This window comes from Sphingopyxis sp. (assembly GCF_050725655.1).
Classification (GTDB): domain Bacteria; phylum Pseudomonadota; class Alphaproteobacteria; order Sphingomonadales; family Sphingomonadaceae; genus Sphingopyxis.
This window is the reverse complement of sequence record NZ_JBOHHT010000064.1, coordinates 23,071-29,937: the sequence shown is the minus strand read 5'-3', so window position 1 is coordinate 29,937 and position 6,867 is coordinate 23,071. Positions and strand designations below refer to the sequence as shown.

The 6,867-nt window shown below is 63.3% G+C and carries 5 protein-coding genes and 1 tRNA gene; 3 read left to right on the top strand and 3 right to left on the bottom strand.

Translation table 11 applies throughout. The features are described from left to right. Positions 1-807, top strand: an 807-nt coding sequence (locus ACREBX_RS09065; protein WP_431561416.1) for an ABC transporter permease, incomplete at its 5' end; no start/stop codon positions are given. Positions 808-813: 6 nt separating this feature from the next. Here the strand turns inward: ACREBX_RS09065 and hspQ are convergent. Then, positions 814-1,188 (bottom strand): heat shock protein HspQ, encoded by a 375-nt coding sequence (gene hspQ, locus ACREBX_RS09060; protein WP_431561415.1) that lies wholly within the window; start codon positions 1,186-1,188, stop codon positions 814-816. A 180-nt stretch (positions 1,189-1,368) separates the two neighbouring features. Here hspQ and ACREBX_RS09055 point away from each other — a divergent pair, with 180 nt between their 5' ends. Next, positions 1,369-1,992, top strand: coding sequence for a Yip1 family protein (locus ACREBX_RS09055; protein ID WP_431561414.1), 624 nt, complete (start codon positions 1,369-1,371; stop codon positions 1,990-1,992). A 65-nt stretch (positions 1,993-2,057) separates the two neighbouring features. Here the strand turns inward: ACREBX_RS09055 and ACREBX_RS09050 are convergent. Both ACREBX_RS09050 and ACREBX_RS09045 read right to left on the bottom strand, forming a co-directional pair. Beyond that, positions 2,058-2,147: transfer RNA gene (locus ACREBX_RS09050), tRNA-Ser, on the bottom strand. A gap of 91 nt (positions 2,148-2,238) precedes the next feature. Beyond that, the gene (locus ACREBX_RS09045; RefSeq protein ID WP_431561413.1) at positions 2,239-5,484 is read right to left on the bottom strand and encodes an amidohydrolase family protein; all 3,246 of its coding nucleotides are present in this window, start codon (positions 5,482-5,484) and stop codon (positions 2,239-2,241) included. A gap of 140 nt (positions 5,485-5,624) precedes the next feature. Between ACREBX_RS09045 and ACREBX_RS09040 the strand changes: the two genes are divergently transcribed. Further along, positions 5,625-6,803, top strand: coding sequence for a CaiB/BaiF CoA transferase family protein (locus ACREBX_RS09040; RefSeq protein WP_431561412.1), 1,179 nt, complete (start codon positions 5,625-5,627; stop codon positions 6,801-6,803). The last annotated feature ends 64 nt before the right edge of the window (positions 6,804-6,867 follow it).

Below are 6,867 nucleotides of genomic sequence, written 5' to 3'. Positions count from 1 at the left end.
GAACCCGGCGTTCCCCATATTCGAACGCTGAACGTGCCCGGCATGCACGCGCTATATGTCAAGGAGGTGCACCGGTTTTTCAAGGTCCAGCTGCAAACAATCTGGGCTCCGGCGATTACCACGCTCCTGTTCCTCGTCATTTTCACCGTCGCGCTGGGCGGCGCGGGACGGACGGTCATCGGTGTTCCCTTCGCCGATTTCATCGCGCCCGGCCTCATCATGATGGCGATGCTGCAGAACAGCTTCGCCAATTCCTCCTTTTCGCTGCTCGTCGGCAAGATTCAGGGCACGATCGTCGATTATCTGATGCCGCCGCTCGCCGTCGGCGAACTGATCATCGCGCTGGTTGGCGCCGCGATCACGCGGTCGATTCTTGTCGGTATGGCGCTTTGGCTTGCGATGCTGTTGTGGCCCGGTGTCCACGTGATGCCCGACCATCTGTGGGCGGTAGCGGTTTTTGGCGTGCTCGGCGCTTCGATGCTCGGCTTCCTCGGCCTCATCACCTCGGTCTGGGCGGAAAAGTTCGATCATGCCGCCGCGGTGACCAATTTCGTCGTCACCCCGCTCGCGCTGTTGTCGGGAACCTTCTACTCGGTCGACAAGCTCGCGCCGTGGTTCCAAACGATCGCGCACGGCAACCCCGTCTATTATGCGATCATGGGCTTTCGTTACGGCTTTATCGGTACGGTCGATTCGACGATCGCCAACCCGGTGCTGACCGCCGTGCTCGTGCTGGTCGGGGTCAATATCGGGCTGGGCCTGCTGACCTATCGCCTGCTTGCCTCGGGATGGAAACTGAAAGCCTGATTGCTCTTAGTGGCGATGGATAGCGCGGACGCGGTAGCGCCCGCGTTCCAGACCCTCGAACATCGCATCGATCTGCGGATGGTCGATCGGTCCGCTGTCGCCATCGGCGACCAGATTCTGCTGGCTGACATAGGCGATGTACGACGAATCGCCGTTCTCGGCGAGCAGATGGTAATAAGGCTGTTCCTTCGCCGGACGGATGTCCTCAGGGATTGCTTCATACCATTCGTCGCTGTTGGCAAAGACCGGATCGATGTCGAATACGACGCCGCGGAAATCGAACATCCGGTGGCGCACGATGTCTCCCGGCGCAAAGCGCGCGCGACCAATCAGCGGTGCGGTAACGGCGGCGGGAAGTTCGGAAGTGGATTCGGGCGTCATAGGATCAATCTATGGCAGTTTACGCACGTTTCAAGTCCGTTACATTCCAATTCGGCTGTGGTTTGCCGAATCGGGCTGTGATCAGCGTTACAGATGCATTGGCGATGCGGGCTAAAGTGCCCTTCTGGCTTTTGCATATCCCATTCGGGTTGTCGGCCGCACGATCAGGGGAGACGCATTATGACGGACGTACCACCCAATATCACCGGTCCGGCTTCGGGCATTATCCAGCGCGCGAAGGACATTCTTCTCAAGCCAAAAGAGACATGGCCTGTCATCGCGGCCGAGCCGGCGACGGTACAATCGATCTATATGCCCTATGTGCTGGTACTGGCGGCGATCGGTCCGCTCGCCGGATTTATCGGCGGGCAGGTTTTCGGGTTCACCATGCTCGGCGTGACCTATCACCCGCCGTTGGTGGGCGCACTTGTGTCGGCGATCGTCTCATACGGCCTGTCGCTGGCGACGATCTTCATCCTCGCGCTGGTCATCGATGGCCTCGCGCCGAACTTTGGCGGGCAAAAGGACCAGGTCCAAGCGCTTAAAGTCGCAGCCTATTCAGCAACTGCGGGGTGGGTCGGCGGTATTTTCGGGATACTGCCCGCGCTCTCCCTCATCAGCCTCTTGTTTGCGCTTTACGGGCTCTATCTCCTGTATCTGGGCCTGCCGGTGCTGATGAAGGCGCCGCAGGACAAGGCGCTCGGCTACACGGTGGTCGTGATCATCGTTTATATCGTGCTGTTCCTGATCGTCGGCGCGGTCGTCGCGGCGCTCGCCGCACCGTCGCTCGTTACTATCAGGTAGCGGCGCCCGTAAGCTGCCCCGGTCGTGTACCGGGGCGGCTTGCTGTGGTCAAAAATGTAGAAAAATGGAGGAGAGTGAGGGATTCGAACCCTCGGTACCGTTGCCGGCACTTCGCATTTCGAGTGCGACGCTTTCGACCACTCAGCCAACTCTCCTCGCTGAGAGGAGACGCCCCTAGCGGCGGGCCGAACGTCTTGCAACCCTCTCGTCACAAAATTACGGCCCGCCACGGAATTATAGGGTGGCTCAGGGTTTGTCGGCTTCCCACCAATAGGGCTGGCGCTTGCGCGTCCCCGTCTCGGCCTCGTTCATCGTCAGCGGGTCGTACAGCCGTCCGCCGAGCATCACGCGGTGGATTTGCTCGGTATTGCGGATATTCTCCGTCGGATCGGCGTCGAGGATCAAGAGGTCGGCGAGCTTCCCCGCCTCGAGCGATCCTACATCCTTTGCATAGCCGAGCGAGGTCGCCGGCATGATCGTTGCGGCGCGGAGGGCATCGATGTTGCTCCACCCGCCGCGCACGAACGACCAGATTTCCCAATGCGCGCCGAGCCCCGATTGCTGGCCGTGCGCGCCGATCGAGACCATGCGCCCCGCTGCGGCGATCTTGCCCGCCTCGCGCGCCGAATCATCGTCGACATAATCGCTTTCGGGCGCGATCACGCGGCGCTTGTTGTTCGCGGCGAGTTCGGTCGGCGGGATATGCTTTGTCAGGATCGGATGCTCCCACACATTGGTGTGTGCACGCCAATAGGGATCGCCCGCGGGGCCGCCATAGGTCACGACGAGCGTCGGCGTGTAGTCGACCTGAGTCTGGCCCCACAGCTGCACCAGATCCTTGTAGAAGGTGTGGAGCGGAATGTTGTGTTCGACGGTCGAGTTGCCGTCCTGGATCAGCGTGACGTCCTGCGTGAAGAGCGAACCGCCTTCGGGCACGACGGTCATGCCTTCGACCTGCGCGGCCTTCACCACCATCTGCCGCTGGTCGCGGCGCGGCTGGTTATAGTTTTTGACGCTGTGTGCGCCCTGCGCCTTCAGGCGGCGGACGTGCGCGAGCGCGTCGTCATAGCCGTTGATTTCGGCATAAACCCCCGCCGCCTTCGCGCCATAGATGACTTCGCCGGTGGAGAAGATGCGCGGCGCGAGAATCAGGCCGGCACGCTGCATTTCGGACGAGACGAAGATTTCTGACGCGCGCGAGGAGGGGTTGTGGCTCGTCGTCGTACCCATCGCGAGGTTGACGATTTCGGACCAATTCTGTTGCGGGACCAGTTCGTCGTCGCCGTGCGAACCGTGGGCGTGGGCATCGACGAAGCCGGGGACGATGGTCTTGCCGGTCGCATCGACCGTCACGGCGCCCGCCGGAACGGTGATCGCGCCCGCCGGGCCGACTGCTGTGATGCGGTCGCCGTCGATGACGATCGCGCCATTGTCGATGATGCCACCGTCCTTGTCGGCCATCGTCACGATTTTGGCGCCGGTGATAACGACGATGCCCTTATGCTTCGACGCCGTCTGCGTCATCGACAGCGATACGCCGTCGGTCGGCGGGGAGAATTTCGGCGCCTTCTCGTCGGCGGGGGCGTTGGTGAAGAGGCTCGCGAGATCGGCACTGAACAGCGTCGCGCCGCGGCTCCAGTGGAGGCGGCGGCCGCCATCCGACCAGTTCATATATTCGGCGCCGCTGCCGCTGACCCGCGTGACGGGAAGCGCGCCGCTCTTCGTGCCGAGCGAGACATCCTGTCCGCCGGGCATCAGCGGGGTGACATAGGCGTCGTAATTCTGCCGAAACGCGAGAGTGTGGCCGTCGGGTGAGATTTCATAATCGCTCACGAGTTCGCCGTTCGCGTGGACGCGCTTGTCCTGGCCGTGGAGGTCGGTGCTGACGAGCTGGCTCTTGCCGTCGCTCGCGGTGACCATGAAGACGCGGTCGCTGGTCGACGCGAACTGCGGCTTGGCGCCGTCACTGCTGATCCGTTCGACCGCTCCGCCACTCGCGGCGATGCGATAGACGCCGGGATCCTCGCTCCAGCGCGCCGAGGTCAGCCCGCCGCTGCCGCGTCGTTCGAACACGATCGTCTTGCCGTCGGGCGAAAAGCGCGGTTCGGCGTAGTGGCCAGGGGTGGTGGTCAGCTTGCGCGAGGCGCCGCCGCCGGCGCCGACGATATGGATTTCTCCCATGCCGCCGTCGGTCCAGCGCACGAAGACGAGCGATTTGCCGTCGCGCGACCAGCTTGGCCACAGCTCCATCGCGTCGTCCTTCGCCGCGGACAGCCGCCGTGCGCTGCCGCCGGTCGCAGGCTTGACCCACAGCTTGCCGAGCGTTTCGAACACGACGCTGCGGCCGTCGGGCGATACTTCGGCCCAGCGCGGCATTTGCGTTGCAAAGCTGTCGGGTGCGACGTCGACCGTGGGGTGCGTCGCGTCTATGATCGTGCGGTCGTCGTTGATGCTGAACGGGATGATGCGTGCCTCGCCGCCGGCCCCGCCGACGCGGCGCAGCTTGCCGCCGGCCCAGAAGAGGATGTCGCGGCTGTCGGGGGTCCATGCCATGTTCGGATAGACGCCGGTGACCGCCCAGGTTTCCTGCACATCCTGGTCGAGCGCGTCATAGACTTTCTTGTCGATGCCCGAGGCGAGGTCCTTCACATACAGCTTCGACTGCGTTCCTTCGCGGCGGACATAGGCGAGGCGTTTGCCGTCGGGCGAGGGGGTCGGGCGGACGGCGCCACCGGGGCCCGACGCGGCGGTGCTGACCTCGCCATCCTCGAGGTTGTAGCGCTCGATGTGGAAGAGGTCGGTGTTGCTGTCCTGCGCATATTCGAAGATCGGGCCCGGGGTGACGTTGCGCGTGTAAAATACGCTCTTGCCGTCGGCGGCGAAGATCGGTTCACCCAGTTCCTTCTGGTGCTTCTCGTTGGGTTTTTTGACCAGCGGAACGCCCGCGCCGCCCGAGACATGGTACATCCACACTTCGCCCGTGCCGAGCGAACGGCCCGTGGTGAAATGCTTCTTGGCGACGATGAACTGGCCGTCGGGGCTCCAGCTCGGCTGGTTGAGCAGGCGGAAATCTTCTTTCGAGATCTGGCGCTTGTCGCTGCCGTCGCGGTTCATCAGCCAGATATTGTCGCCGCCCGCGCGGTCCGACACGAAAGCGATGCGTTTGCCGTCGGGCGAGAAGCGCGGCTGATGCTCATAGGCGAGCCCTTCGGCAATCCGCGTCGGCGTGCCGCCTTCGATCGGCATGGTATAAATGTCGCCGAGCAGGTCGAAGGCGATCGTCCGCCCGTCGGGCGCGACGTCGACATTCATCCAGCTGCCTTCGTCGACCGCGAGCTGGACCTTGCGCGTTGCGAGGCCCGGCGGGGCGTTGACGTCCCATTTGTCGGCCTTGTCATCGGCGGCGGGAGCCGGCGTGGATGGCGCGCTTTGCGCCCAGACCGAGGTTGAACAAGCCAAAGTCGCCGCGAGGGCGAAAGCGAAGCGCGCCATGAAATTATCCCCGTTTGAAATTATGCTGTGACCATATGGTTCGCCCGCGAACATGCAAGCGGCAGCTTTCGACGAAGAACTGGCAGCGTCGACCAGCGACTGCTAGCCCCGTCGAAAGAACAGGGTCGGGAGAGCGAAGCGTGCCGTTGCAGGGAATTAGGGTACTGGATTTCGGCCGCTATATCGCCGGACCCTATTGCGCCGCGCTGCTCGCCGATTATGGCGCCGACGTTATCCGCATCGAGGCGCCGGGCGGCAATGACGACCGCTATACGGTGCCGGTGGCTGCGGATGGGTCGGGCGCGATGTTCATGCAGATGAACCGTGCCAAGCGATGCCTGACGCTGAAACCAGGAAGTCCGCAGGGGCGAGAGATTGTTCGCCGCTTGGTTGCAACCGCCGATGTCGTGATCGCCAACCTGCCGCACGATGCGCTGGTCAAGCTCGGGCTGGATTACGATAGTCTTGCCGCGATCAACCCGCGGGTCATCCTTGCAACTGCATCGGCGTTCGGCAGCGAAGGACCGCTCGCGAGCCGCGTTGGTTTCGACGCGGTGGGGCAGGCGATGTCGGGGACGGTGCACCTGACGGGCACGCCTGAGCAGCCCTATCGTGCGCAAGTCAATTATGTCGATTTCGGAACCGCGCTCCACAGTGCCTTTGGCGTCATGCTCGCGCTACGCGAGCGCGAGACGACGGGGATGGGGCAATGCGTATCGGGCTCGCTGCTCGGCACCGCGCTCGCGTTGTCGAACGCGCTGACGATCGACCATGCGCTGAACGGCATCGATCGCCAGCCGATCGGCAACCGCGCCTTCAGCTCGGGGCCGACCGATGTGTTCCGTACTCGCGATGGATGGATACTCACCCAGATTGTCGGCAATGGCATTTTCGCGCGCTGGGCCGAACTGGTCGGGCGGCCCGAGCTGGTCGGCGATCCGCTTTACGCGAGCGATATTCTTCGCGGCGACAATGGCGCGGAATTGAGCGCGATCATGCAGCGTTGGTCCATCGAGCGAACGAGCGCGGAGGCGATCGATCAACTCGCTGCTGGGCGCGTTCCGGCGGCGCCGGTGCTGCGTGCGGGCGAGGCGCTGGCGCAGCCGCAGGTCGCGGCGATGGGACTCGTCGAGCCGGTTACCTATCCGGGCGCGCCGGCAGGTATTCCCATGATCCGCGCGCCGATCCAACTTTCAGTTAGCGACAAAGGCGTTGCGCAGCGTGCGCCGCAGGTCGGCGAGCATAGCGATGCGATCCTCGCCGAGCTCGGTTATGACGGCGAAGCCATTTCGGCTTTGCGCGCGGCAAAGATTATTTGAGCCGGGGAGGGTGGACAAACGGCAATCGCTACTTAAGTTACCGGTCAGTATAAAAATCAGCCCA

What these genes read in the sequence shown, in the direction of transcription:
- hspQ (WP_431561415.1), bottom strand. Translation starts at nt 1,188, where the DNA reads ATGACGCCCGAATCCACTTCCGAACTTCCCGCCGCCGTTACCGCACCG.
- ACREBX_RS09055 (WP_431561414.1), top strand. Translation starts at nt 1,369, where the DNA reads ATGACGGACGTACCACCCAATATCACCGGTCCGGCTTCGGGCATTATC.
- ACREBX_RS09045 (WP_431561413.1), bottom strand. Translation starts at nt 5,484, where the DNA reads ATGGCGCGCTTCGCTTTCGCCCTCGCGGCGACTTTGGCTTGTTCAACC.